This is a genomic window from Winogradskya humida, from assembly GCF_016862215.1.
GTDB classification, from domain to species: Bacteria; Actinomycetota; Actinomycetes; order Mycobacteriales; family Micromonosporaceae; genus Actinoplanes; species Actinoplanes humidus.
Window position 1 is genome coordinate 134,579 of the sequence record NZ_BOMN01000012.1, and the last position, 23,190, is coordinate 157,768.

A 23,190-nucleotide genomic window follows, 5' to 3' on the forward strand; every position below is an offset into this window, starting at 1 on the left:
TTACATCGGGCGGGCGTCACCTGCGAAAAGGACACCATGAAGATCATCGAGGAGGCCGGAGCCTTCAAACCGGGCTGGGCGGAACACTTCCGCAGCCCCGACCTCAGCATCGGCACCTACGCCATCCCGGCGGGCACCACCGACCCGCAGACCCCGCACACCGAGGACGAGATCTACGTGATCACCGCCGGCCGCGCCCAGCTGACCACCCCGTCAGCCACCGTCGACGTAAGCCCCGGCACCGTCATCTTCGTCCCGGCCGGCGAAGAACACCGCTTCACCGGCGTAACAGAAAACCTGACAGCCCTCGTCATCTTCGGCCCCGCCGAATACACCCGCGCCACCCCCGCGGCGTAATGAGAGCGGAATGAGAACAGCCGAGGTCGCGGTCGCCCGTACGGACGACCGGCCTCGGCCCCTTCTGCTGTGGAGCTCGGCCCCTTCTGCTGTGGAGTCAGGCGGCGAGGCGGCGGGCCGGGGTGGGAAAGCCGACGACGGTGGCATCGGGTCCGGCGTCACCCTGGGCCAGATCACCCTGGGCCAGATCACCCTGGGCCAGATCTCGCAGGGCCAGGTCACGCAGCGTTGACTGCACGTCGGACAGTGCATGGGCGAGGGTGCCGGCCGCCGCGCTCGCGTCGCGCAGGGTGTCGATGACCAGCGTGGACTCCGGGCAGGCAGGGCCGGTGGCGATCCGGGCCGACATCTGGCGCAGCGCCTGGGGAAGCTTGCCCGCGGCCAGCTTGAGCGCGCCGGCGAGCTCGTATGCTTCGTTCGGGCCCGGCATCGCCGGCTCGTGCCGCGTGGCGTAGGCGAGGTAACGGACCAGCTCGTCGATCAGGTGGGCGGCGTCGGTGGTGCGCACCGGGTCGTAGGGTCCGTGCAGGGGGAAGAGCTGCTGGAGCGGATCCGAGGTGGACATCGGGTTCCCTTCGGTAGCCATGGTGGCGACCAGGCTGGCGGGGGCGTCTCGAATCCGGGACGAAAGCCACTGTCCGTAGAGCAGAATGCATCCTTGGCGCAAGCACCGTATCGGGCAAAGTATGCAGACCGTTGGAATGACCAGGTACCCCGCAGACGGGTGGCAGACATCGACCGGCGTTGCATAGCCTCGAACGATGCGGGGGATCATTACTGTGGGTTACCGAAGAGCTGTGGGCTACCAACGAGCCGCGGGTTGTCGAAGAACTGGGAAGTACCGGTTGACCAGTGGATCACTGGCGCCGTGGGACGAGGTGTGTTAGGTGCTGTTCCTCATTCTCGGCGCCCTGGAGGTCGTTCTCGGTGACGACATCCTCGATCTCGGTGGCCTGCGTCAGCAGGTTGTCCTCGGCACGATGCTGCTGGAGGCGAACCGGGTCGTCCGGACCCCCCGGCTCATCGAGGCGCTCTACGGCGAGGATCCACCCTCGACCTCCCGGGTCCAGGTGCAGATCTGCATCTCCGCGTTGCGGCGCTTCTTCACCGGCCACGGGATGCCCGACGCCATCCTGACCCGCTCGCAGGGATACTCGCTGCAGATCCCCGAGGGCAGTCTCGACCTGCACCGCTGGGAGCACAGCCTGATCCAGGCCCGGCAGTCCCGCGACAACAGACGGATCGAGGAGGCGGTCGGGCAGTACCGGTCGGCGCTGAGCCTCTGGCGGGGTCCCGCGCTCGACGGCGTGGAGAGTCAGGTGGTGCGCTCCGCGGCGGAGCGGCTCGCCGATCGCCGGATCACCGCGCACGAGGAGTGCATCGACCTCGAGCTCAAGCTCGGCCGGCACAACGAGATCGTCGACGAGCTCGGTGGCCTGGTGACCGAGTATCCGTTGCGGGAACAGTTGCGTGGGCAGTTCATGCTGGCGCTCTACCGCGCCGGGCGGCAGAGCGAGGCGCTCGCCACGTACCGGTCGGCGCGGCTGCGGATGATCGACGAGCTGGGCCTGGAGCCGAACGAGCACTTGCAGGGGCTCGAGCGGGCCATCCTCACCTCGGACCCCGGCCTGATCCCCCCGAAGCCGGCTCCGTCGCCGGCGCTGTCGCAGCCCGCCCCGCCGCTGTCTCCTGCACCGGGCCCGGTGCAGGAGGAAGAGCTGCCGGTGCCCGCCGTACCGGTGGCCGTCGAGGTCATCGACATGCACAGCCCGCGCGCGGCTGAGCAGGCCGCGACGCCGGGGCCACGGCTGCTGCCCACCGACATCGCCGACTTCACCGGCCGGGAACGGCAGATCGGGGCCATCGAGCAGCACTTCACGGTGCCCAACGGCACCGTTGCGGGCTTCGCGGTGCCGGTCGTGGTGATCGCTGGTAAGCCCGGCATCGGCAAGACCACGCTCGCGGTGCACGCCGCGCACCGGCTCACCGGCCGTTATCCGGACGGGCAGCTCTACGCCGACCTGCACGGCCGGCACATCGACCAGGTCAGCGCCGAGCAGGTGCTCGAACGGTTCCTGCGCGCTCTGGGCGTTCCCGGCGCCGCCCTGCCGGAGAGCCTCGACGAGCGCGCCGAGCTGTACCGCACGATGCTGTCCGACCGGCGGATGCTGGTCGTGCTCGACAACGCGGGCGACGAGGGCCAGATCCGGCCCCTGCTGCCGGGCACGTCCCGCTCGGCGGTCCTGGTCAGCAGCCGGGGCCGGCTCGGTGGTCTGCCCGGTGCCGTCCACGTCGACGTGGACGTCTTCGACGAGCAGCACTCGATGGAGCTGCTGGCCCGGATCGCGGGGGCCGAGCGCATCGACGCGGAGCCGCGGGCCACCGCGGAGCTGGCCGGGCTCTGCGGGCATCTGCCGCTCGCGCTGCGCATCGCGGGGGCCCGGCTGGCCGCCCGTCCCCACTGGAGCGTCGACCACCTGGTCGAACGGCTGGAGAACGAGGCCCGCCGGCTCGACGAGCTCAAGCACAGCGGGCTCGGCATCCGGGCCAGCATCTCGCTGACCTACGACCACCTGGAGGAGGACGCCCGGCGGCTGTTCCGGCTGCTGACGATCCTCAATTTCCCGCACTTCCCGGCCTGGGTGGCGGCGGCGCTGCTCGACCAGCCGTTCTCCGGTGCCCAGGACCTGCTCGACGATCTGGCCGACGCGCAACTCATCGAGACCACCAGCTCGGGACGCGGTGTCCACGCGCACTATCGCTTCCACGACCTGATCCGGGTCTTCGCGCGGGAGCGGCTGGTCGCCGAGGACGCCACCACCGAGCGGGAGGCCGCGCTCGAACGGGTCATGGGTGCGTTGCTGTTCATCTCGCGGGAAGCACGACGCGGTGTGCACGGTGGCGATTACCTGCAGATGCAGGTGTCGGACCGGGTCTATCCGCTGCCGGAGCGGCACATGCGCCAGATCGTCGAGGCGCCGCTGACGTGGTTCGAGCGGGAACGCCCGGCGATCGTGGCGGCGGTCCGGCAGGCGGCCCAGGCGGGTCTCGTCGAGCACTGCTGGAGCCTGGCGCTGACCGCCGTGCCGCTGTTCGAGTCCCGCAACTACCTGAGCGACTGGCGCGAGACGCACCAGATCGCGCTGGCCGCTGCCCGGGAGGCGGGTGACGAGCGGGGACAGGCCGCGATGCTGTACTCCACCGGTTCACTCCACGTCATCGAGCGGCGCACCGAGGACGCCCGGGGGAACCTCACCGCGGCCGCCGAGATCTTCGAGCGGGTCGGCGACGAGGTGGGCGCGGCCATGGTCAACCAGCACCTCGGGTATGTCGAGTGGGTCGGCGGCCGTTATGCGCAGGCCGACGACCGCTACAGCCGGGCATTGCTGACGCACCGGCGCAACAACGACCTCGTGTCGATCGCATACGTGCTGCAGTCCATCGCCCACGTCCGGATCGAGCACCAGGAGTACGAGCCTGCGATCGAACTGCTCACGGAGGCGCTGGACCTGAGCCGGCAGATCGGCAACCGGCGCACCGAGGCCCAGGTGCTGCACCGGCTCGGCGAGGTGCACCGGCATGCCGGGCGGCCGGCCGAGGCGGTCGAGGTGCTCGCCCAGGCACTCAGGGCGGTCCGCGAGTTCGGTGACCCGACCGGGGAGGCGTACATCCTGCACGGGCTGGGGGTGTCGCGGGTGCGGGCCGGGCGGCCGGGCGAGGCCGCGGACGACCTGCGTGAGGCGATGCGCCTGGCCTGCGAGACCGGGGACCGGCTGGTGGAGGGCCGGGTGGCGATGGCGCAGGGCGAGCTCGCGCTGGCCGTCGAGGAGCCCCGGCAGGCGGTGGTGCACCTGCACCGCGCGCTCGGGTTGTTCCGGGCGATCGGGGCGAAGCATTTCGAGGTGCGGGTGCTGCCGATGCTCAGCGACGCCTATGCCGCGACCGGCGACCTGGGCGATCTACTGGCGCCGACGCCCTTGAAATAGCGGGCGCCACTGAAACAGTCGCGCAGAAATGGGAAACCCCGGGCTCATGGCCCGGGGTTTTTCCGTGTGCGGGGATTCAGTCCCAGGGCATGTCACCGTCGGTGTGCATCCCGATCGTCGCGGTCGGGCCGGCCGCGGATGACGCCGTGACGCTCTGCAGACCGGTTGCGGCCAGCGGCAGGGCGACCACTGCGACCAGGATGACGACGCGGACCTTGAGCGACCGGGCGAAGGTGTGAATGCGCATGGCGAATCCCCGTTCTCAGTGACGATTACGCCCTGGCTGCGAATGTTCCGCCGGGGCTGAGGCAAACGTTGCCAAGCCCGGCCATCGACGGGTTATCGCGCGACGACCGTTTCCGGTATCGCCATTCCTATTCGCTGCGGCATCGCCGATAACCGCGGGGAATAGCGCGGCGAAGCCCGCGCGATAGCGGCCTGCCACAGCATGGGTATCAGCCGGATCCACCGGCGGCGGACCGATGCCGGAACTCCTCACGAGGGCGGCCCGGCGGAAGACAGGTGACAGACATGAGCCTTTCGGTGCAAGCCCTGGACGGTGTCTACGGCCGGCCCGCCGTCGGTGTCCGGGCCCGGCTCGAACAGCCCGTGGACGGCCGGTGGGCCACCATCGCGGTGGCGGAGACCGATGCGGAGGGCAGCATCGGCGACTTCTCGGCCGGAACACTGGGCCGGGGACCGTACCGGGTCGTCTTCGAGAGCGACCCGTACTTCTCCGGTCTCGGTGTGAGCGCCGGATATCCGGAGATCGGGATCGTCTTCCGGATCCGGGACCGGCCGCACGAATGCCGGATCCAGGTCCTGATGACCCCGCACTCCTATTCGATGTACTTCGGCGGCAAGGCATGAACGGGATCGCGGTCCCGGAGGAAGGAACAGAAATGATCACCGAATCGACGCTGCAGTTCACCATGCTCGGCTCGTTGGCGGCGGTCCACGGGGGAAACGTGTGCCGTCCTACCGCACCCAAGGTCCGTACGGTGCTGGCCCTGTTGCTGGCCCGCGCCAACTATCTGGTCGAGACCGACTCGATCATCGAGGAGCTGTGGGGTGCCGAGCCGCCGCGCAGCTCGGTGACCACCGCGCAGACCTACATCTACCACCTGCGCCAGCGGCTGACCGCGGCCGGCATCGTCGAGGACGCCGATGACCTGGTCGTCACGACCGCACCCGGCTACATCCTGCGCGTCGACGAGGACCACATCGATGCCGTCCGGTTCCAGAAGCTCAGCGACGAGGGCCGGCACCTGCTGGAGGCCGGGCACGCCGGGGCCGCCGCCGAGCGGCTGCGGACGGCGCTCGGGTTGTGGCGGGGGCCGGCGTTGGCGGATGTCCCGGCGGGGCGGTTGCTGGAGGGTCATGCCGCGCATCTCGAGGAGGGTCGCATCCGAGCCCTCGAGCTGCGGATCCAGGCCGACATCTTCCTGGGGCTGCACCGCCAGCTGCTTCCGGAGCTGCGCACGCTCGTCTCGGCGTACCCGCTGAACGAATGGCTCCACGCCCGGCTGATCGAGGCGCTGCACCGCAGTGGCCGGCGCGGCGAGGCGCTGATGGCGTACCAGTCGGTCCGCAAGATCCTCGACGAGGAGCTCGGGCTGGAGCCGTCCGCGGAGCTGCGGCGGCTGCAGCAGGACGTGCTGATGGACGAGATGCCGCCGGCGTCCGAGCTGCGAGCGCTCCCGCTCGCGGGCTGAGCGGCAGGCTCCACGCGAAGGGGCTCCCGCCGGATCCGGTGGGAGCCCCTTCGCACAAGCTGTTCAGCCGGCGAGACGGCCGAACAACAGACGCAGCAGCGACGGCTGGCGGGGCCCGGCGGCAATCGGCTCGGGAACCGGGGCGGGCCGCGTCTTCGGCGAACGGGTCAGCGGGGCGACGGGCGGCATCATGGCGCCGGGTGCCCACGCGGCACCGGTGGCGGCGAGGCCGATCAGGAGAGCGCGGCCCACCTCGGCGGAGGCGTCGGCGAAGCGGGAGCGTTCCGGCTCCTGGGTGGGAAGCAGGTACATGGTGGTCCTTTCCTGGTGAACGTCGAACCTGTGCCGAGCGTGCGCACCTCCGTTCGAAGAGTGGTCGAAAGGCACCCTCGACGGCGGCTCGGCCCGGGTTCCAGCACCCGTCCCTAGCGTCGCGCCATGACTCCGATCGATGTCGCGGCGTACCTGGACCGGCTGGGTCTGCCCGCACTGCCCCCCACCGCGGAAAACCTCGCCGCCCTGCACGCGGCCCATGTGGAACAGATCCCGTTCGAGACCCTCGACCAGCTACCGGGGGTCGACCCGGCGGACGCGGTACGCCGCATCGTCGACACCGGGCGCGGCGGCGTCTGCTATCACCTCAACGGCGCGCTGGCGCTCCTGCTGGAGGCGCTCGGCTATGACGTCAGCCTGCACCCGGCCGGGGTGCAGAGCCGGTTCGCGCCGCTGCCCCAGGGCGCGAACGGCACGCACAACGTCATCCTGGTCCGGCACCTGCCGACGGCCGCCAACCCGCAGGGGCGCTGGCTGCTCGACGCCGGCTCCGGCGAGGGGTTCCACCGGCCGCTGCCGCTCGTCGAGGGTGAGTACGAGCAGAACGGCTTCCGCTACGGCCTGCGGCGTACGCCCGGCGGCTGGCGCCTCGACTACGACCGGCGCGAATCGTGCCGCGGTCTGGACTTCACCGAGCGGCCCGGTTCCCCGGAGGAGTTCGCGCTGCCCTACCAGGAGCAGGCCGGCACCCACATGGCGATCTTCTTCGAGTACGGCTGGGTGAAACGCCATCACGCGCACGGCTACGACGAGCTGATCGGCTGCCAGCTCAGCCATGTCACCGTCGACGGGCGTACGTCCGTCACGATCACCTCCGAGCAGCAGTGGTACTCGGCGCTCGCCGGCGTGTTCGGCGTACGGATGCCCGATCGGGATCCCGTAGGCCGGACGGCGCTGTGGGAACGGGTGCGGCTGGCCTGGCACGCCCGGGACTTCGCGACGGCGATCCGGCCGCAGCACGCGGAGGCCGTGCGATGAGCGCGCTGGACGCGGTGCGGCGTGCCCTGCTCGCCCGGCCGGAGATCGCGGACGCGGCGGTACTGCGCCGGGACGGCCGGACGGTGGCCTATGTGGTGCCCGTCGAGCCCGGCTCGCCCGCCGAGGCCCGGGAGAAGGCGAGCGAGGCGGCTCCGGACGCGATGATCTGCGTGGTGCGCCGGATTCCGTACGCGGATCTCGGCGCGCTGGCGCGGGTACCGCTCATCGACGCGGGGACGCTGCCCGCCGGTGTCAGCCTGCGACCGGTCGAGCGGACGGTGCCCCCGCTGCGGCTGAGCGATGCGGATGCGCCGGTGCCGGCCGGCGTTGCCGAGGTGGTGGATGCCGTAGACAGCGGCGTTCCCGCGTACGCGGAGGGTCCGTCGCTCGTGGTCCTGCCCGGCGATCCCGCGACCGTCACCGAGGCGATCGTGCGGGCAGCGGAGCGTTTCCCGGAGCTCGGAGTGCGTACCGTGCAGGCGCGGGGTGAGACGTTCCTGACCTATCCCGAGCTGCTCGACCGGGGGCGCCGGGTCCTGACCGGGCTGCGGGCGCGTGGGCTGGGCGAGGGCTCGTACACCGTACTGATCAATGCCGATCTCACCGACTACGTGGTCGCCGTGTGGGCGTGCCTGCTCGGCGGGATCCGCTTCGTGACGGTCGCCGACCCGGGCGGCTCCGCGACGCGCAGCCCGGTGCTGGACAAGCTCATCGGTGCCTGGCGGGCACTCGACCGGCCGCTCGTCATCGGCGGCGCGCTGACCGGAGCGGCCGCGCTCTACGACGAGCCGGGCTTCACCACGACGGTCGTCTCCGAGCTGTCCGGTCACGAACCGGCGGACGGGCTGCACACGCCGGAGCCTGCGGACGTGGCGATGTGCGCGCTGTCGTCCGGCAGCACGGGCGCCCCGAAGATCATCCAGGTCACGCATCGCGCGATCGTCGGCAACGCCCTCTCCAGCCGTCAGGTGGACCTGATCCGGCCCGGCGAGGCGAGCCTGAACTGGCTGCCGTTCGACCACGTCGCGCCGGTGGTCATGTTCCTGCTGCGCGACGCCGTGCTGGGCTGCGACAGCCTGCACGCGGCGACGCCGTGGATCGCCGAGTCCCCGCTGCGCTGGCTGGACCTGCTCGAACGGCACCGGGTCGCGCACACGTGGGCGGCCAACTTCGGATACCGGCTGGTCGCCGACGCGTTGCGGGCCGCGCCCGGGCGGCGCTGGGACCTGGCGCACGTACGGACCATGCTCAACGCCGGGGAGCAGTGCACACCCCCGGTGATCCGCGAATTCCTCGCCCGGACCAGGGACTCCGGGATCGGCGCGCAGACCCTGGTGCACATGTGGGGCATGGCGGAGACGGCCACCGCGGCCACCGCGAAGTTCCTCGCCACCGAGCACAGCCACCGCCGGATCCTCAAGTCCAGCCTCGGCGGGCCCCTGCGCCAGGCCGGGCCGGACGTACCCGCCGGGGGCTGCATCGAGTTCCTCGCCATGGGCGGACCGACCCCGGGCTATCGCGTGCGGATCACCGACGACGAGCACCGCACGCTGCCGGAGGGCCGGATCGGCCGGTTCCAGGTGCGCGGCGCGCGCGTCACCCCCGGGTATCTCGCCAACCCCGCCGCGAACGCCGAGGCGTTCACCCCCGACGGCTGGTTCGACACCGGCGACCAGGCGTTCCTGCTGGACGGCGAGGTGACGATCACCGGGCGGTCCAAGGAGCTCATCGTCATCAACGGCGAGAAGTACTACTGCCACGAGGTCGAGGACCTGTGCGGGACGCTCGACGGGGTCCGCTCCGGGCTGGTGGCCGCCTGCGGTGTCCCCGATCCGCGGACCGGCAGCGAACGGCTCGCCGTCTTCTACGTGCCGGAGGACCCCGGCACGGCTGAGGCAGGCGGCCGGATCCGGCGAGCGGTGGGTACGCGGCTGCGGCTCAGCGCCGCGTATGTCGTCCCGCTGGCGGAGGAGGACTTCCCGCGTACGACCAGTGGGAAGATCCAGCGGACAGCGCTGGTGGCGAAGACCGTGGCGGGCGAGTTCGACCGGTACGCCGAGCAGGACGAGCTGACCGTGCCGGCGTGCGCGTACCGGCCGGTGTGGCGGGTGACCCGATCGGCTGCCCTGCCCGGTGGGCCGGTGCGGACGCTGGTGTTCGCCGACGATCTAGGGCTGGGCGATGCCTGGCGGGACGGTGAGCCCGGGGCGGTCGTGGTGCGTGCCGGGACGGCGTACGAGCAGAACGACCGTGAGTGGACGATCGACCCGGCCCAGCCCGCGCACTGGCGCCGCTTGCACGCCGGCCTGACCGCGGCCGGTCTGCTCCCCCAGCGGCTGCTCTACCTGTGGAGCTATCTGGGCGACAGCCGGCTGTGGCCGGAGATCCCCCAGGTGCGGACGGACCTGGTGCGTTGCGGAGCGCACCTGCTGAGCGCGCTGCAGACGTTCGGGGGTGAGCCCGAGCTGGTCACGGTCAGCAGGCGGCTGCGCCGGGTCGACGGCACCGAGCCGGTCACCTATCCGGCCGCGCTGACCGCGACGCTGACCGGGGTGCGCGCGGCCGAGGAGATCGACGCCCCGGCGCGGCACATCGACCTACCCGGCGATCCGCCCGATGCCGACGCTGCCACCCTGCGCCGGGCGCTCGGCGACGCGGCGGGTCGCGGGGGCCAGGTCGCGTGGCGTGGCGGGCAGCCGTACGTGCAGGCTCTGGAACCTGTCCGGGAGCCTGCGCCGGGACGGGACGCCCTGCGCCGCGGGGGTCGTTATCTGATCGCCGGTGGCACGGGCGGGATCGGTGCGGTGCTGCTCGCGGAGCTCGCCGGGCGGTACGACCTCAGCCTGCAGCTCGTCGGGCGCCGTGACCCCGGCACCGACCCGTTGCTGCGCGCGTTCCTGGACGAGCTCACCGCCGCGGGCCGCGACGTGCGCTACGACCGCGCCGATGTGCGCGACGCCGACGCGCTGCACCGGGTCGTCCACCGCGCGGAATCCCGCTGGCAGGCTCCGCTCGACGGCATCCTGCACTTCGCCGACGAATACACGACCCGCACCCTCGCCGAGGAACGCCCCCGGGACTGGGCGGACGGCGACGTCGCGAAGATCAGCGGCAGCCTGCACCTGGTCCGGCTGCTGTCCGGGCGGCCCGGTGCGGAACTCGTCGTCTTCTCCTCACTGCTCGGGAGTCTGCACCTGGCCGGGACCGCGGCCTACGGCGCCGGCAACAGCTTCGCGGACGCGCTGGTGGAGCATCTGTGCGCGCAGGGGGTCCGGGCCCGCAGCCTCGCCTGGGGACTGTGGGACGGGATCGGGCTCAACCGCGACAACCCGTACCGTGCGGCCGTGCACCGGCGCGGGGCGCTCACGGTCGACGGCCGGACCGGGGCGCTGCTGACCCGGCTCGCGCTGCGCAACCCGCCCGGGACCTACCACCTGGGCTGGAACCCGGCGATCCCGTCGGTGGCCGCGCTCGTCGACACCGTCGAGGACCTGGCAGCCGAATCGCTGATCGTGCTCGGCGGCAGCGCGCCGCAGCCGGAGCCGGAGCCGGCCGACGCCGGGCACACGCTGCTCGCCGAGCGGATCGGGGCGGTGCTGCACGCCGTGACCGGCACCCGCGCCGACGCCGGGCGGCCGTTCTACGAGCTCGGCATCGGGTCGATCGCGATGCTGCAGCTGCACGCCCGGCTGGAGGAGGAACTGCACCGGCCGATCGACCGGTCCGCGCTCTTCGAGCACCCCACGATCGACGCGCTGGCGACCCATCTACGGGCCGCCGATCCGGCCGCGGCCCGCGTTTGACCGGGACTCGACCGCGGCCCAGCACCATGACGACCAGAACGCCTAACCCAATGCCTCGCCCTACGCCTCACCCGACGTCTCGCCCGACGAGAGGAACCACCATGACCGCGCCCGCCATCGTTCTCAGCCCCGCCACGCTCGCCGCTGTGTCGCCCACCCCGCAGCAGGAACTGCTGAACCTGCTCGCCGGGAAGATGGTCTCCGCGGTGGTCTGCGTGCTCGCCCGCGTCGGCGTCGCCGACCTGCTCGCCGACGGCCCGCGCGAGGTGGCCGACCTGGCCGCCGCGACCGACACCGACCCGGGGATGCTCTACCGCTTCCTGCGCTGCGCGGCCGGCGCCGGTGTCTTCGCCGAGCAGGCCGACGGCCGGTTCGGTCTCACCCCGACCGCGGACCTGCTGCGCAGCGACGCGCCCGGTTCCGTGCGGCACCTCGCCTACCTCTACGGCGAGGAGAGCGTCTGGAACTGCTTCGGCACGGCGATCGACACGTTGCGTACGGGCCAGCCGACCGGACCGGCCCTGCGCGGTGGGCAGGGCTGGTTCGACTACATGGAGACAGCGCACGGCGGCGAGTACGCCGAGGTGTTCCACAAGGCGATGACCGGCGTGAGCAACCGCGCCGACCAGGTCGCCAAGGACTTCGACTTCAGCCGCTTCCAGCACGTCGCCGACATCGGCGGCGGTCAGGGCAGGCTGCTCGCCGCCATCCTCACCGAGCAGCCGGGCATCCGCGGCACGCTGTTCGACACCGCGTCCGCGGTGGCCGGGGCGGCGCCGGTGCTGGCCGAGCAGGGGGTCGCGGACCGCGTCGAGTGCGTCGTCGGTGACTTCTTCGAGGCGGTGCCGAGCGGGCCGGACGCGTACGTGATGAAGGCGATCCTGCACGACTGGAGCGACGAGGACTCCGTCCGGATCCTGAAGAGCATCCGGACCGCGATCGGTGACAACACGCAGGCGCGCGTCCTGCTCGTCGAGTCGGTCGTCGCGGACCTCAACGAATGGCACTTCGCCAAGGCCATGGACATCGCGATGGGTGTCAGCCTCGGCGGCAAGGAGCGCAACCGGGCCCAGTGGGCGGAGCTGCTCGCCCAGGCCGGCTTCGAGCTGGTCGATGTGACCCGCACTCACCCCCCGCACAGCGTCGTCGAAGCCCGTCCGCTCTGAATCCCCCTGGGAGACAACACCATGCACGAATACCCTTTCCGGTGGCCGTCCCCCGTGGACCAGCCCGCCGAGTGGGCGGGACTGCACGAGGAACCGCTGGTCCCGGTCCGGTTGCCCAGCGGTGACACCGCCCTGCTGATCACCCGGTACGACGACGTCCGCGCGGTGCTGGCCGATCACCGCGTCAGCAAGAACCGCGGCCGCAAGGGCGCGGCCCGGATGACCGAGAACAAGCAGAAGATCTTCCAGCAGACCCCCGTCGCGATGCACGGTGCGGAGCACACCCGGGTGCGGCGGCTGATCGGCAAGACGTTCACCGCCAAGCGGGTGGAGACCCTGCGGCCGCGGATCGCCGAGATCGTCGAGGAGCTGCTCGACGACGTGGCCCGCGCGCCCCAGCCGGTCGACATCAACGCCACGTTCAGTTTCCCGCTGACCATCCGGGTCATCTGCGAACTGCTCGGGGTGCCCGCCGAGGAGCGCGAGCACTTCGGGGACACCAGCTCGCCGCCGTGGGGCTACATGCGGGAGCTGATCGAACGGCGCCGGGCCGAGCCGGGTGACGACCTGATCAGCGATCTCATCGCCGTGCACGACGCCGAGGACGGGCGGCTCAGCACCGAGGAGCTCGTCTGGTGGTGCACGCTGCTGCTGCTCGCGGGTTACGAGACCACCGCCAACCAGCTGTCCGGCTCCGTGGTGCTGCTGCTGCACAACCCTGCCGAGTTCGCGCGGTTGCGTACGAGTCCCGAGCTGGTCCCGGCCGCGGTCGAGGAGCTGCTGCGCTGCCAGGTCGTCGGCTCGTCGCTGTCGATGCTGCGGGTCGTCACCGAGGACATCGAGGTCGGTGGTTGCCCCGTGCCGGCCGGCACCAGCGTCATCCCGGCGCTGGACGCCGCGAACTTCGATCCCTCGGCGTTCGGCTGCCCGGCGAGGTTCGACGTGGACCGGGCCCCGCGGCGCCCGCAGCTCACGTTCAGCACCGGTCAGCATTTCTGCCTGGGCGCACCGCTGGCCCGCGTGCAGTTGCAGGAGGCGATCGGGCGGCTCGCCCAGCGCTTCCCGGAGCTGCGGCTCGCCGTGCCCACGCAGGAACTGCAGCGCACCGAGGACATCTTCTTCCCCGCCTTCACCGCCGTACCGCTCTTCCTCTAGGAGATCTCATGGACGCCAGGCCGTACCCGTTCGAGCGCCCGTCGGCGCTCGAGGTCCCGGCGGAGCTGGGTGACCTGCGGCGCGAGCCGGTGTGCCCGGTGACGCTGCCCAGCGGCGACACCGCGCTGATGGTCACCCGGTACGCCGACGTGCGCCGGCTGCTCACCGACGACCGGCTCAGCCGTAACATCGGCCGGCCCGGCGCGGCCCGGATCTCCAAGGAGAACCGGATGTTCCAGGACCCGCGGATCAACCCGGACCCGCCGGAGCACACCCGGGTGCGGCGCCTGGTGATGAAGGCGTTCAGCGCGGCGCGGGTCGAGCGGCTCCGGCCGTACGTTCAGGGTCTGGTCGATGAACTGCTCGACAAGATGGAGGCCACCGGTGGTGGCCGGCCGGTCGACCTCAACGAGGCGCTGGCGTTCCCCCTGCCGATCCAGGTGATCTGCAAGCTGCTGGGCGTACCCGACGCCGACCATGACCAGTTGCGCGGCTGGACCGAGGCGTTCCTGTCGGTGAGCCGGTTCAGCAAGGAGGACATCGGCCGCAGCATGAAGGAGATGAACGCCTACATCGCGCGGCTCGTGGAGAGCAAGCGGTCGGCTCCCGGTGACGACCTGATCAGCGCGATGATCCGGGTACGCGACGAGGACGACGGCGCGCTCGCCGAATACGAACTGCACTGGTGGTGCCGGCTGCTGCTGCTCGTCGGCTACGAGACCACCGCGACCCAGCTCGGCGGCGGCGTCGCTCTGCTGCTCTCGCACCCCGAGCAGCTCGCCGCGTTGCGCGCCGACTACAGCCTCGTCCCGCAGGCCGTCGAGGAGACTCTGCGCTGGAAGCTCGTCGGGTCGTCGGTGTCGATGCTCCGCTACGTCACCGCGGACATCGACATGGACGGGTGGACGATCCCGGCGGGCAGCAGCGTGATCCCCGCCGTCGACTCCGCGAACCAGGACGAGACAGTGTTCGAGCACCCCGAGCTGTTCGACATCACGCGTACGCAGAACGCGCACCTGACCTTCAGCCTCGGCGCGCACTTCTGCGTCGGCGCCGCCCTCGCCCGCCTCCAGTTGCAGATCGCCACCGAGAGCCTGCTGCGCCGCTTCCCCGGGCTGAAGCTGCACGTGCCCGCCGACAAGTTGCAGCGTCAGCCGGGCGCCCTGCTCGAGGGCTTCATCAGCATCCCGGTGGAGTGGTGACGTGCGGGTCCTGGTGACGGCGTGGGCGTGGCCGTCGCACTATCTGCCCCTGGTGCCCACGCTCTGGGCGCTGCGGGCGGCCGGTCACGAGGTGCTCGTCGCGAGCCAGCCGGCGCTGGCCACGGTGGTGCGCGACTCCGGCGTACCCTTCGTGGCCGCCGGACCCGACCTGGACCATGAGGCGTTGCGCCGGCGGCAGATGCGCGACCTGACGCACGCCGACGTGCCCCCGCCGCCCCCGCCGGGCCAGAGCGCGAAGGTGTGGACGCCGGACGAATGGGTGCGGGTCAGCAAGGTGTTCAGCGTCTTCGCGGCCCGGTCGGCGGCGATGCTCGACGACCTGGTCACCGTGGCCCGCGCGTTCCGGCCCGACCTGGTGCTGTTCGAGCCGACCACCTACGCGGGCCCACTGGTCGCCGGGCTGCTCGGCGTCCCGGCGGTGCGGCACCTGCACGGCGTAGACCTGACCTACCAGGCGCACGAGGTCGTCCCGGCGCTGATCGCACCGCTGTCCGAACGGCTCGGCATCGACCCGGTCGACCCGCTCGGCACACACACCGTGGACATCTGCCCGCCGAGCATGCAGATCCCGGCGCGGGTCACCCGGACCGTGCAGCGCTACGTGCCGTACAACGGCCGGGCCGACACCCCGTCCTGGCTGCGTGACCGGCCCGCCAGGAACCGGATCTGCCTGACCTGGGGTGCGACGAGCAGCTCGCTCGGCGCGCCGTTCGCGCCGCCGGCGGTACTGGACGCGCTGGCCGGCACGGACACCGAGGTCGTCGTGACGCTCACCCCCGCCGACCGCGAACGGCTCGGCCCGGTGCCGGGCAACACCCGCGTCGTCTCGTCCCTCGCGCTGCACCAGGTGCTGCCCAGCTGCGCCGCGGTGATCCACCAGGGCGGCTTCGGCAGCACGCTGACCGCGGCCGCGCTCGGAGTGCCGCAACTCGTCCTGCCGCAGCTCGTGGACCAGAAATTCCAGGCCGCCCGGCTCGCCGCCACCGGCGCGGGCACGGTGCTGACCGCGGCGGACTTCTCCGGGAACGCCGTCCGCGAGCGGGTCGGTGCGCTCACCGGCGAGCCCGCCTATGCCCGCGCCGCCGCCGGCCTGCGCGAAGAGATCCGATCAGTGCCGGCACCGGCCGAGACCGTCGCCGACCTCCACGCCCTCACCACCGGGAGCAACCGATGACCGATGTGCTCAACAAGCCACCCATGCCGTCGACCCCGCCGCGCCCGACCGTCCAGCGCCGCGAGGACGTGCTGCGCAAGCTCACCCACGAACGCCACCTGTGGCTGGCGACCTCCGGCCCCGAGGGCCCGCACCTGATCCCGCTGTCGTACTTCTGGGACGGCAAGTCGCTGCTCATGACGACAAAGCCGAACTCCCGCACCGTACGCAATCTGCGCACCGAACCGCACGCCCGCGCCGCCATCGGCACAGGCGCCGACGTGGTCCTCATCGACGGCGTGGTCCACATCGAACCCGCCGAGAACCTCAACCCGATCATCTTCCGCCGCCTGCCCCTGAGCCCCGAGCGGGTCCCGGGCGTGGTGGCACTGCGACTCCCGGCAGACAGCGTCCAGGCGTGGCGCGGCGTCCACGAGATCCCCGGCCGCGTCGTCCGCGAGGACGGGCACTGGCTCGACTGATTCGTACACCGGCGACACAGAAAAGCCGCGACGGTTGCGACCGTCGCGGCTTTCGCCGTTCCTCAGGCTGGTTGCTTGATCTGTTCGAGGGCACGGGCGGCTACGCGCAGGGCTTCCAGCTGGCCCTCCACGGTGGGGGCCAGCAACGTCAGGCCGAGCGTGGTCACGCCGGCGCGGGCGTAGGCCGCCAGGCGGGGGGCGATGCGGTTCTCGTCGCCGATCAGGGCTACCTGGTCCATGAGTTCCATGGGCACCGCGCGGGCGGCGGCTGGGCGGTCGCCGTGGTGGCAGTGGTCGTTGATCTCGGCGGCGGCACGGGCGAAGCCCAGTTGTTCCGTGAGGCGGAAGTAGATGCTGCGGCGGCGGTCGCCCATGCCGATGAAGTTGGCGAAGTAGTCGCGCAGGGGGAGGGCCGCGGTCTCCGGGTCGGGGCCGGTGCCGATCGCGATCGAGGGCAGGACCTGGAAGCCGTCGAGGGTCTTGCCGGCCCGGGCGCGGCCCTCGGCCACCCGGTCCAGGGATTCGCGGACGCGGTCCGGGGACAGGAAGACGCCGATCCAGCCGTCGGCGATCTCGCCGGTCAGGCGCAGACTGCGCGGGCCCACCCCGGCGAGATAGATCGGCAGGTCCGGACGGGTGGCGGCGGCGCGCAGGTGGGCGGCTTCGCCGGTGCCCGGCGGGGGCAGGGGGTAGTGGCGGCCGGGGTGGCGTACGGGTGCTCCGCTGAGCGCCAGACGCACCACCTCGACGTACTCGCGGGTGCGGTCCAGGGGGTGGTCGAAGTCGACGCCGTACCAGCCCCGGGAGACGTCCGGATTGGACACGCCCAGGCCCAGGTGGAAGCGGCCGCCGGAGAGGCCGTCGAGGGTGGCGGCGGTCAGCGCCGTCAGGACCGGGGCGCGGCCGGGGATCTGCATGACGCCGGAGCCGAGGCCGATCGTGGTGGTGGCGGCGGCCACAGCGCCGAGGACGGAGGGGGCGTCGGCACGGAAGCCCTCGGGTGCCAGGGCCATGGCGCAGCCGAGTCGTTCGGCCTCGCGGGCCACCTCGACCGCTCCGGACGGTTGGAGAAAGACAGCAAGTCGCACGAGCACTCCCGCGGATCGTCGGAAACCTACGCGGCGATGGTCGCGGCCCGCCGTCGAGCGGGGATGGAGGCGTGCGGCCCTCGATCGGCGTGCGAGCGAGGGCGGGCAGCCTGGCTGCGCGTGAAGTGTCGAGCGCGGAGGACAGCCGGGAGGCAGCATGCGGGTCTTGTTCGCGACCTGGGACATGAACGGGCACCTGAACCCGATGGTGCCGCTGGCCTGGGCGATGCGCGCCGCCGGGCACGAGGTGACGGTGGTCAGCAATCCGGGGATGGTGCCCAACGCGGTCGGGGCGGGGCTTCCCGCGTACGGTGCCGGGCCTGATTTTGATTCTTACGCGGCCCTGCGCGAGCAGCTGAAGGCGCGTAACTGGCGGCCGACCGCCCCCCAGCGGCCGGCGGACGACGCCGATCGCACCCAGCGGCGGCGGTTGATGGGGTTCCGGGTAGCCGTGGAGTCCGCGGCGGCGCAGGCCGACGATGCCGTGGCGTTCGCGCGCTGGTGGAAACCGGACCTCGTGGTGTTCGAGCCGGCCGGATTCGTCGGGCCGCTGATCGCGCGGCTGCTCGGGATCCCCGCGGTCCGGCATCTGTGGAGTGTGGACTTCACCGCGCCGATCGCCGACATGGAGGACGCGCTGACCGGTGAGCTCGCGGCGCGGTTCGGGCTCGAGCGGCTCGGCGTCAACGGGGACATCACCCTCGATCCGGCGCCCGCCCGGTTGCAGGTCGACGACGGGCGCGTGCGCGAGCGGATCCGGTATGTGCCGTACAACGGACCCGCCGAGGTGCCGGCGTGGGTGCTCGCCGAGCCGCCGCGCCGGCGGATCGCGGTCAGCTGGGGAACGTCGCGGGCACTGCTGGGCTACGACCACCTGATGCAGGCGCCGCTGGTCGTCGAAGCGCTGGCCGATGTCGACGCCGAGGTGGTCGTCGCGGTCGTCGAGAGTCAACGGGAGCTGTTCGGCACGCTGCCCGGCAACGTGCGGTTCCTGGGCCGGGTGCCGCTGCACCCGTTGCTGCGGACGTGTTCCGCGCTGGTCCAGCAGGGTGGCGCCGGCGGCACGATGACGGCGCTGGTCAACGGCGTGCCGCAGGTCGTCGTGCCGCAGATGCCGGACGAGATGTTCCACGGCTGGCAGGTCGAGAGCAGCGGCGGCGGGGTCATGCTCGAGGGTGCGACGGCTACCGCGGAGAGCGTACGGTCCGCGGTCCTCACCGTGCTCGACGACGCGAAGTACGCCGATTCCGCGCGCGAACAGCAGCACGACATCCTGACCGCCCCGAGCCTGTCGCAGGTCACCGCACGCCTGCAGGAACTCGCCGCCGAGTCCGTGGGTGCCGGGCGATGACCCTGCTGCACATCGGGCCCGGCACGGCCGACCTGCTGTTCCGCGAGGCCCGGTCGGCGAGCCGTTTCACCGGCGACCCGGTGTCCGACGAGCAGCTGGCGGCGATCTGGGAGCTGGTGCGCGACGGGCCGACGGCGTTCAACGAGCAGCCGCTGCGGATGGTGGCCGTGCGCTCCCCCGAGGCCCGCGCCCGGCTCGCCCGGCATCTGTACGGGCAGAACCGGGACCGCGCCGCGGGCGCACCGCTGAGCCTGGTGCTCGCGGCCGACCTGGATTTCCACAGGGAGCTGCCCGCGTTGTACCCGGGCGCGCAGCCGCTGTTCGACTACATGGACGGGCTGACCCGCGACGAGCGCCGGGAGACCGCGCTCACCAACGCCTGGCTGCAGATCGGCTACCTGATCGTGGGGGTACGCGCGGCCGGGCTCGCCGCCGGGCCGATGTCCGGCTACGACACCGCGGCGCTGAACGCGGACTTCTTCCCCGACGGGCGCTGGGAGTCGCTGCTGGTGTTGAACGTGGGCCGGCCGCTGCCCAAGACGTACGCCCGGCTCCCACGCCTCGCCCATGACCGGGTGTCCCGCAGTTTCTGACGACCGTTGCGAAAGGCAGGACCCGATGTTCGCTGTGTACGCGGCCGAGCCCCGGCCGGTGGACCCGCTGAGCGCGCTGCGGCTGGGTGACCGGCCGCAGGCACCGGCGCCGCCCGGGTGGACGGCGGTGACCGTGCGGGCCGCCACCCTGAACATGCACGACATCTCGACGTTGCGGGGCATCGGCATGCGCGCGGAGCAGTACCCGATGGTGCTGGGCTGCGACGGGGCCGGGGTGCTCGGCGACGGCACCGAGGTGGTGGTGCACGGCCTGGTCAACGAGCCCGGCTGGGTCGGCCCGGAGACCCTGGACCCGGGGCGTACGGTCCTCAGCGAGCGCTATCCGGGTAGCTTCGCCGAGCAGGTGCTGGTGCCGGCGCGCAACGTCGTGACCAAGCCCCCATCGCTGGCGTTCGCCGAGGCCGCGTGTCTTCCGACGGCGTGGCTGACCGCCTACCGGGCGCTGTTCGTCCGGGCCGGGCTGCGGCCGGGTCAGACGGTGCTGGTGCAGGGCCGGGAGCGCGTGGGCAGCATCGCCACCGCGATGATGCAGCTCGCCGCCGCGGCGGGGGCACGGGTCTGGGCGCTCGCCCCGCAGGGCCAGGAGGATTCCGTACGCCGGCTCGGCGCGCACGAGGTCTTCACCGACGACGCGGCGCTGCCCCGGGAGGTCGACGTCGTCGTGGACGGCGGCGTCGACGAGGCGAGCTGGTCCCGGTCGCTCACGCTGCTGCGCCCCGGCGGTGTGGTGGTCTGCGCCGGGTACCGCTCGGGTGCCACGGATGTGCGGGCGGTGCAGCACGCGCTGCACCGGCTGGTGTTCCGCGAGCTGCAACTCGTGGGCTGCGCCATGGGCACCACCCAGGACCTGGGCGACCTGCTGGCCTTTCTGGACCGGACCGGGCTGCGGCCGCTGATCGACCGGGAACTGCCGCTGACGCGCGCGCCGGAGGGTTTCGCGGCGATGCTCGGCGGCGAGGTCACCGGCAAGATCGTGTTCACGGCGTGACCGCGAACCTGGTGATCAAGGTCCTGGACCTCGCTTCGAGCCGGGCTCGGCGGGCGGCGCCCATCATCGTCGGCACGGCCCCGGATCGTGGACCGCAACGCTTCGACCCGCTGGCGGTGGTCTCGTGAAACACGTCCCCGAGGAGCTCGCGGCATTCGGCGCCGCGCCGGCGTTCAGTACGCCACGCAGCGTCGGCCGGCCCAACATCGGCGACCGGGCGGCGCTGTTCGCCCGGCTGAACGCGGCCCTGGACCGCGGCTGGCTGTCCAACGGCGGGCCGCTGGCCGAGGAGTTCGAGCAGCGGGTCGCCGCGATCGCCGGCACCCGGTTCTGCGTCGCCACCTGCAACGCGACCGCCGGTCTGCAGCTCGCGCTGCGGGCCTCCGGCGTCACCGGCGAGGTGATCGTGCCGTCGCTGACGTTCGCCGCGACGGCGCACGCGGTGGCATGGCTGGGGCTGACGCCGGTGTTCTGCGACGTGGACCCGGTGACCGGCGCGCTCGACCCGGAGCACGCACGCTCGCTGATCGGCCCGCGCACCGGCGCCATCCTCGCCGTGCACGTGTGGGGCCGCCCGGCGCCGGTTCGGGAGCTGGAGGAACTGGCCGCCGAACACGGGCTCCGGCTGTTCTTCGACGCCGCGCACGCGTTCGCCTGCACCTCTGGCGGCCGCCCGGTCGGGGGCGGCGGTGACGGCGAGGTGTTCAGCTTCCACTCCACGAAATTCGTGAACAGTTTCGAGGGCGGTGCGCTGGTCACCGACGATCCGGAGCTGGCCGAGCGGGCCCGCCGGATGCGCAACTTCGGCATCGCGGAGGCGGAGCGCGTCGAGCTGGTCGGGCTGAACGCGAAGCTGAACGAGGCCGCCGCGGCGATGGGGCTGACGTCGCTGGACAGCATGGACCGGTTCATCGCGCACAACCGGGAGAACTACCACGCGTACCGGGCGGGGCTCGCCGGGCTGCCGGGGATCACACTGCTCGAATTCGACGAGCGTGAACGCAACAACTACCAGTACATGATCGTCGCTGTCGACGAGCGGCGGGCCGGGTTCGACCGGGACACGCTGCTGGCGATCCTGGCCGCCGAGAACGTGCTCGGGCGGGCGTACTTCTCCCCCGGGTGTCATCAGATGCTGCCGTACGCCGACGGCACCCGGTTGCCGCACACCGAGCGGCTCGCGTCGCAGGTGCTGGCGTTGCCCACCGGGATCGCGGTGTCCGCGGCCGACGCCGCCACGATCGCCGGCATCATCCGCGTCGCCGCCCGGCAGGCGACCACACCGGCCCACGCGGCCTGACGACGCAGGGAGTATCCGGACGTGACCATCGAAGCCACCGCCCCACCGGTGCCGGACTTCCCGATGCGCAGGGGATGCCCGTTCGACCCGCCGCCGCAGTACGGACCGATGAGGGAGGACGGTCCCGCGTTCCGGGTCCGGCTGCCGGACACCACTATCGCGTGGGTCGTCCCCCGCTACGACGACGTCCGGCGGCTGCTGGTCGATCCGCGGATCAGCTCCGACCGGACCCGGCCCGGCTACCCGTTCCTGACCGAGGACTCACGCTATCTGAGCAAGGTACGGGTGTTCGTCGGCATGGACCCGCCCGAGCACGGCCCGCACCGGCGGATGTTCATCCCGGGCTTCACCGCCCGCCGGATCAAGGCGCTGCGTCCGGCGATCGAGGAGAACGTGACGCAGCGGCTGGCGGAGCTCACGGCCGGCCCGCGCCCCGCCGACCTGGTCACGGCGCTGGCACTGCCGGTGCCGACGCTGGCGATCGCGCAGCTGCTCGGCGTGCCGGACGAGGACTACACGCGGTTCGCCGCTCTCACGGGCGGGCTGATGACCGAGAATCCGCCGCGTGAGCTCTTCGACGAGCTGCTGGCGTTCGTGCGGGCGCTGGTGAGCGCGAAGTGCGCCGAGCCCGGCGAGGACATGCTCGGCCGGATCGCCGCCGAGCAGGTGGCGACGGGGGCGATGTCGGTGCACGAACTGGTGGTGATGGCGCTGCTGCTGTTGTTCGCCGGTTACGAGACGACCGCGAACATGATCGCGCTGGGTACGCTGACCCTGCTCCAGCACCCCGAACAGCTCGCGGAGCTGCGCGCCGATCCGTCGCTGATGCCCGCGGCGGTCGACGAGATGCTGCGCTATCTGTCCATCGCGGAGCTGGCGACCTGCCGGACCGCGGTGGCGGACATCGACCTGGGCGAGGGCGTGGTGATCCGGGCCGGCGAGGGCGTGATCCCGCTGGGCGCCTCGGCGAACCGGGACCCGGCGGCGTTCGAGCGTCCCGACGAGTTCGACATCCACCGCACCGAACGCCATCACCTCGCGTTCGGCTACGGCCCGCACCAGTGCATCGGCGCGAACCTGGCCCGGCTCGAGCTGGAGATCGTCTTCACCGCGCTGATCCGGGACTTCCCGGGGCTGCGGCTCGCGGTGCCGTTCGGCGAGCTGCGCTTCAAGCGGGACGCGAACCTGTTCGGCGTCCACGAGCTGCCGGTGACCTGGTGATGCGGGTGTCGGTGGACACCGGCCGGTGTGTCGGGGCGGCCCAGTGCAGCCGGGTCGAGCCCGAACTGTTCGATCAGGACGACGACGAGGGCGTCGTGCTGCTGCTCACGCCGCACCCGCCCGTGAGTCTGCAGGCCGGGGCACGCACCGCAGCCGACATCTGCCCGGTGCGGGCCATCACCATCGAGGAACCCACGGCCGGCTTCGAGTCCGCTTCGAGTGGACCCGGCCATCATCCGACTTCCGACTCCCATGTCCACTGTCAGTAGGCCTGATG

Annotated in this window: 22 protein-coding genes; 18 read left to right on the forward strand and 4 right to left on the reverse strand. The window is 71.9% G+C overall.

The annotated features are described in order from the left end of the window. Positions 1-36 precede the first annotated feature (36 nt). Entirely contained in the window at positions 37-357 is a 321-nt protein-coding gene (locus tag Ahu01nite_RS04530; protein WP_203835098.1) for a cupin domain-containing protein, read from the forward strand. 97 nt (positions 358-454) lie between these two features. On the opposite strand, the gene Ahu01nite_RS04535 is transcribed toward Ahu01nite_RS04530, so the two are convergent. Continuing rightward, on the reverse strand, positions 455-943 hold the full coding sequence (locus Ahu01nite_RS04535) for a hypothetical protein (protein ID WP_203835099.1): 489 nt from the start codon (positions 941-943) through the stop codon (positions 455-457). Positions 944-1,244: 301 nt separating this feature from the next. Here Ahu01nite_RS04535 and Ahu01nite_RS04540 point away from each other — a divergent pair, with 301 nt between their 5' ends. Then, positions 1,245-4,343 (forward strand): AfsR/SARP family transcriptional regulator, encoded by a 3,099-nt coding sequence (locus Ahu01nite_RS04540; protein ID WP_203835100.1) that lies wholly within the window; start codon positions 1,245-1,247, stop codon positions 4,341-4,343. Between the two features lie 76 nt (positions 4,344-4,419). Here the strand turns inward: Ahu01nite_RS04540 and Ahu01nite_RS04545 are convergent, their stop codons facing one another. Next, positions 4,420-4,590 carry a hypothetical protein gene (locus tag Ahu01nite_RS04545; RefSeq protein WP_203835101.1) on the reverse strand — a complete coding sequence of 57 codons (171 nt, stop codon included), beginning with the start codon at positions 4,588-4,590 and terminating at the stop codon, positions 4,420-4,422. 284 nt (positions 4,591-4,874) lie between these two features. Between Ahu01nite_RS04545 and Ahu01nite_RS04550 the strand changes: the two genes are divergently transcribed. Both Ahu01nite_RS04550 and Ahu01nite_RS04555 read left to right on the forward strand, forming a co-directional pair. Further along, positions 4,875-5,213, forward strand: a complete 339-nt coding sequence (locus tag Ahu01nite_RS04550; protein WP_203835102.1) for a hydroxyisourate hydrolase — start codon at positions 4,875-4,877, stop codon at positions 5,211-5,213. Positions 5,214-5,245: 32 nt separating this feature from the next. After that, complete coding sequence (locus Ahu01nite_RS04555; protein WP_203835103.1) at positions 5,246-6,058, forward strand: AfsR/SARP family transcriptional regulator; 813 nt, start codon at positions 5,246-5,248, stop codon at positions 6,056-6,058. A gap of 63 nt (positions 6,059-6,121) precedes the next feature. Here Ahu01nite_RS04555 and Ahu01nite_RS04560 read toward each other — a convergent pair whose 3' ends face one another. Next, positions 6,122-6,370 carry a hypothetical protein gene (locus Ahu01nite_RS04560; protein WP_203835104.1) on the reverse strand — a complete coding sequence of 83 codons (249 nt, stop codon included), beginning with the start codon at positions 6,368-6,370 and terminating at the stop codon, positions 6,122-6,124. A gap of 126 nt (positions 6,371-6,496) precedes the next feature. On the opposite strand from Ahu01nite_RS04560, the gene Ahu01nite_RS04565 reads away from it, so the two are divergent. The 7 genes from Ahu01nite_RS04565 to Ahu01nite_RS04595 all read left to right on the forward strand — a co-directional run bounded on the left by Ahu01nite_RS04565 (position 6,497) and on the right by Ahu01nite_RS04595 (position 16,351). Then, positions 6,497-7,369, forward strand: coding sequence for an arylamine N-acetyltransferase family protein (locus Ahu01nite_RS04565; RefSeq protein ID WP_203835105.1), 873 nt, complete (start codon positions 6,497-6,499; stop codon positions 7,367-7,369). Further along, entirely contained in the window at positions 7,366-11,172 is a 3,807-nt protein-coding gene (locus tag Ahu01nite_RS04570; protein ID WP_203835106.1) for an SDR family NAD(P)-dependent oxidoreductase, read from the forward strand. The genes Ahu01nite_RS04565 and Ahu01nite_RS04570 overlap by 4 nt, the downstream gene beginning before the upstream one ends. A 101-nt stretch (positions 11,173-11,273) precedes the next feature. Then, positions 11,274-12,338: a methyltransferase gene (locus Ahu01nite_RS04575; protein WP_203835107.1), complete on the forward strand. Its 1,065-nt coding sequence runs from the start codon at positions 11,274-11,276 to the stop codon at positions 12,336-12,338. A gap of 21 nt (positions 12,339-12,359) precedes the next feature. Further along, positions 12,360-13,493 (forward strand): cytochrome P450, encoded by a 1,134-nt coding sequence (locus Ahu01nite_RS04580; RefSeq protein WP_203835108.1) that lies wholly within the window; start codon positions 12,360-12,362, stop codon positions 13,491-13,493. A gap of 8 nt (positions 13,494-13,501) precedes the next feature. Then, entirely contained in the window at positions 13,502-14,695 is a 1,194-nt protein-coding gene (locus tag Ahu01nite_RS04585; RefSeq protein WP_203835109.1) for a cytochrome P450, read from the forward strand. A 1-nt stretch (position 14,696) separates the two neighbouring features. Beyond that, positions 14,697-15,890 carry a nucleotide disphospho-sugar-binding domain-containing protein gene (locus Ahu01nite_RS04590; protein ID WP_203835110.1) on the forward strand — a complete coding sequence of 398 codons (1,194 nt, stop codon included), beginning with the start codon at positions 14,697-14,699 and terminating at the stop codon, positions 15,888-15,890. Next, a complete protein-coding gene (locus Ahu01nite_RS04595; RefSeq protein ID WP_203835111.1) occupies positions 15,887-16,351 on the forward strand; it encodes a pyridoxamine 5'-phosphate oxidase family protein in 465 nt (154 codons plus the stop codon). Before Ahu01nite_RS04590 ends, Ahu01nite_RS04595 begins: the two co-directional genes overlap by 4 nt. A 62-nt stretch (positions 16,352-16,413) precedes the next feature. Here Ahu01nite_RS04595 and Ahu01nite_RS04600 read toward each other — a convergent pair whose 3' ends face one another. Further along, positions 16,414-17,439 (reverse strand): LLM class flavin-dependent oxidoreductase, encoded by a 1,026-nt coding sequence (locus Ahu01nite_RS04600; RefSeq protein WP_239158609.1) that lies wholly within the window; start codon positions 17,437-17,439, stop codon positions 16,414-16,416. A 157-nt stretch (positions 17,440-17,596) separates the two neighbouring features. On the opposite strand from Ahu01nite_RS04600, the gene Ahu01nite_RS04605 reads away from it, so the two are divergent. Genes Ahu01nite_RS04605 through Ahu01nite_RS04630 form a run of 7 tightly spaced genes read left to right on the forward strand, consistent with a single transcriptional unit; the run spans position 17,597 to position 23,182 of the window. Continuing rightward, positions 17,597-18,790: a nucleotide disphospho-sugar-binding domain-containing protein gene (locus tag Ahu01nite_RS04605; RefSeq protein ID WP_203835112.1), complete on the forward strand. Its 1,194-nt coding sequence runs from the start codon at positions 17,597-17,599 to the stop codon at positions 18,788-18,790. Further along, positions 18,787-19,383, forward strand: coding sequence for a malonic semialdehyde reductase (locus tag Ahu01nite_RS04610; RefSeq protein WP_203835113.1), 597 nt, complete (start codon positions 18,787-18,789; stop codon positions 19,381-19,383). Before Ahu01nite_RS04605 ends, Ahu01nite_RS04610 begins: the two co-directional genes overlap by 4 nt. A 25-nt stretch (positions 19,384-19,408) precedes the next feature. Then, positions 19,409-20,392, forward strand: a complete 984-nt coding sequence (locus Ahu01nite_RS04615; protein ID WP_203835114.1) for a zinc-binding dehydrogenase — start codon at positions 19,409-19,411, stop codon at positions 20,390-20,392. Beyond that, positions 20,389-20,520 carry a hypothetical protein gene (locus Ahu01nite_RS51290; RefSeq protein ID WP_275411699.1) on the forward strand — a complete coding sequence of 44 codons (132 nt, stop codon included), beginning with the start codon at positions 20,389-20,391 and terminating at the stop codon, positions 20,518-20,520. The genes Ahu01nite_RS04615 and Ahu01nite_RS51290 overlap by 4 nt, the downstream gene beginning before the upstream one ends. Next, positions 20,517-21,692 carry an aminotransferase class I/II-fold pyridoxal phosphate-dependent enzyme gene (locus Ahu01nite_RS04620; protein ID WP_203835115.1) on the forward strand — a complete coding sequence of 392 codons (1,176 nt, stop codon included), beginning with the start codon at positions 20,517-20,519 and terminating at the stop codon, positions 21,690-21,692. Before Ahu01nite_RS51290 ends, Ahu01nite_RS04620 begins: the two co-directional genes overlap by 4 nt. A 21-nt stretch (positions 21,693-21,713) precedes the next feature. After that, on the forward strand, positions 21,714-22,913 hold the full coding sequence (locus Ahu01nite_RS04625) for a cytochrome P450 (protein ID WP_239158610.1): 1,200 nt from the start codon (positions 21,714-21,716) through the stop codon (positions 22,911-22,913). Beyond that, positions 22,913-23,182 carry a ferredoxin gene (locus tag Ahu01nite_RS04630; protein WP_203835116.1) on the forward strand — a complete coding sequence of 90 codons (270 nt, stop codon included), beginning with the start codon at positions 22,913-22,915 and terminating at the stop codon, positions 23,180-23,182. Before Ahu01nite_RS04625 ends, Ahu01nite_RS04630 begins: the two co-directional genes overlap by 1 nt. The last annotated feature ends 8 nt before the right edge of the window (positions 23,183-23,190 follow it).

Excerpts from the sequence above, each read along its gene's own strand:
- Ahu01nite_RS04585 (WP_203835109.1), top strand. The coding sequence starts at position 13,502 with ATGGACGCCAGGCCGTACCCGTTCGAGCGCCCGTCGGCGCTCGAGGTC.
- Ahu01nite_RS04595 (WP_203835111.1), top strand. The coding sequence starts at position 15,887 with ATGACCGATGTGCTCAACAAGCCACCCATGCCGTCGACCCCGCCGCGC.
- Ahu01nite_RS04545 (WP_203835101.1), bottom strand. The coding sequence starts at position 4,590 with ATGCGCATTCACACCTTCGCCCGGTCGCTCAAGGTCCGCGTCGTCATC.
- Ahu01nite_RS04535 (WP_203835099.1), bottom strand. The coding sequence starts at position 943 with ATGGCTACCGAAGGGAACCCGATGTCCACCTCGGATCCGCTCCAGCAG.
- Ahu01nite_RS04570 (WP_203835106.1), top strand. The coding sequence starts at position 7,366 with ATGAGCGCGCTGGACGCGGTGCGGCGTGCCCTGCTCGCCCGGCCGGAG.
- Ahu01nite_RS04555 (WP_203835103.1), top strand. The coding sequence starts at position 5,246 with ATGATCACCGAATCGACGCTGCAGTTCACCATGCTCGGCTCGTTGGCG.
- Ahu01nite_RS04615 (WP_203835114.1), top strand. The coding sequence starts at position 19,409 with ATGTTCGCTGTGTACGCGGCCGAGCCCCGGCCGGTGGACCCGCTGAGC.
- Ahu01nite_RS04575 (WP_203835107.1), top strand. The coding sequence starts at position 11,274 with ATGACCGCGCCCGCCATCGTTCTCAGCCCCGCCACGCTCGCCGCTGTG.
- Ahu01nite_RS04560 (WP_203835104.1), bottom strand. The coding sequence starts at position 6,370 with ATGTACCTGCTTCCCACCCAGGAGCCGGAACGCTCCCGCTTCGCCGAC.
- Ahu01nite_RS04565 (WP_203835105.1), top strand. The coding sequence starts at position 6,497 with ATGACTCCGATCGATGTCGCGGCGTACCTGGACCGGCTGGGTCTGCCC.
- Ahu01nite_RS04610 (WP_203835113.1), top strand. The coding sequence starts at position 18,787 with ATGACCCTGCTGCACATCGGGCCCGGCACGGCCGACCTGCTGTTCCGC.
- Ahu01nite_RS04580 (WP_203835108.1), top strand. The coding sequence starts at position 12,360 with ATGCACGAATACCCTTTCCGGTGGCCGTCCCCCGTGGACCAGCCCGCC.
- Ahu01nite_RS04530 (WP_203835098.1), top strand. The coding sequence starts at position 37 with ATGAAGATCATCGAGGAGGCCGGAGCCTTCAAACCGGGCTGGGCGGAA.
- Ahu01nite_RS04630 (WP_203835116.1), top strand. The coding sequence starts at position 22,913 with ATGCGGGTGTCGGTGGACACCGGCCGGTGTGTCGGGGCGGCCCAGTGC.
- Ahu01nite_RS04605 (WP_203835112.1), top strand. The coding sequence starts at position 17,597 with ATGCGGGTCTTGTTCGCGACCTGGGACATGAACGGGCACCTGAACCCG.
- Ahu01nite_RS04550 (WP_203835102.1), top strand. The coding sequence starts at position 4,875 with ATGAGCCTTTCGGTGCAAGCCCTGGACGGTGTCTACGGCCGGCCCGCC.